Source organism: Noviherbaspirillum agri, from assembly GCF_054780595.1.
In genome coordinates this window covers 1-915 of the sequence record NZ_BAAGWA010000043.1, presented here as the reverse complement: position 1 = coordinate 915, position 915 = coordinate 1, and the positions used below count along the sequence as shown (strand labels likewise).

Genomic DNA, 915 nt, shown 5'->3' with positions numbered 1-915 from the left:
AGAGCCTGTTTGAAAACTAGATTTCCTCGAATAGACGCTTGAGCAGCAGGCTACCCATGGCGACGTAAATCATTTCGGTGGAGACGTCGATGCGGCGCTCATGGTCACGTACCAGGCGACGCCATTGCATCATCCAGCCGAACGAACGCTCCACCACCCAGCGCCTGGGCAACGGAACGAAGCTATGCTGATTCTCCAGCTTGCGCACCACTTCAACGACAAAGCCTAGCATCGTTGCCTCGTCCATTAACCGGCGCCTGTCATACGCGGCATCGGCAAACAGGTGCTTGACCCATGGCCAGCGCTTCTTCAGCGCCACCAGCACCCATTCGGCCCCGGTGGAATCGGCGATGTCGGCCGGTGTCAGGTTGACCATCAACAGTCTGCCATCCGCATCCACAGCAATGTGTCGCTTGCGTCCGCTAACCTTCTTGTTGGCGTCATATCCCCGTGCAGCTGCGCATGGCGCCTTGACCGACTGACTATCGATGACTGCAGCAGTGGGCGACTCCTGCCTGCCTTGTTGCTGCCTGTCCAGCATTAGTGCTACATCGTGAATCACCTTGAACAACAGGCGACGCACAAATCGCCTGAACCACCAGTACACCGTCTGCCAAGGGGGAAAGTGCACCGGCAGCATGCGCCATTCACACCCTGAGCGCACTAAGTACCGAATCGCATTCATCACCTCACGCAAGTCGGTTGTCCGGTGCCGCCCGGTTGCTGCCGGACGTGGCAACAACGGTTCAACCGCCTGCCATTCCGCATCCGTCAGGTCGCTCGGATAGCGCTTTACCTGGTGCCCTTGCCGTACCTGTTTCGCTCGATGCCGCTCTGTCCACATGGCAAATCCTCCTGCGCTTTTCGCGCATCAGACTGCCAACTTACACTTTTTCGAGTTTTCAAACAGGCTGT

1 protein-coding gene is annotated in these 915 nt (G+C 57.7%); it reads right to left on the bottom strand.

What is annotated here, in order from left to right; translation table 11 throughout:
* Positions 1–16 precede the first annotated feature (16 nt).
* Positions 17–844 carry an IS5 family transposase gene (locus ACYVIA_RS22265; RefSeq protein ID WP_460844496.1) on the bottom strand — a complete coding sequence of 276 codons (828 nt, stop codon included), beginning with the start codon at positions 842–844 and terminating at the stop codon, positions 17–19.
* Between the last annotated feature and the right edge of the window lie 71 nt (positions 845–915).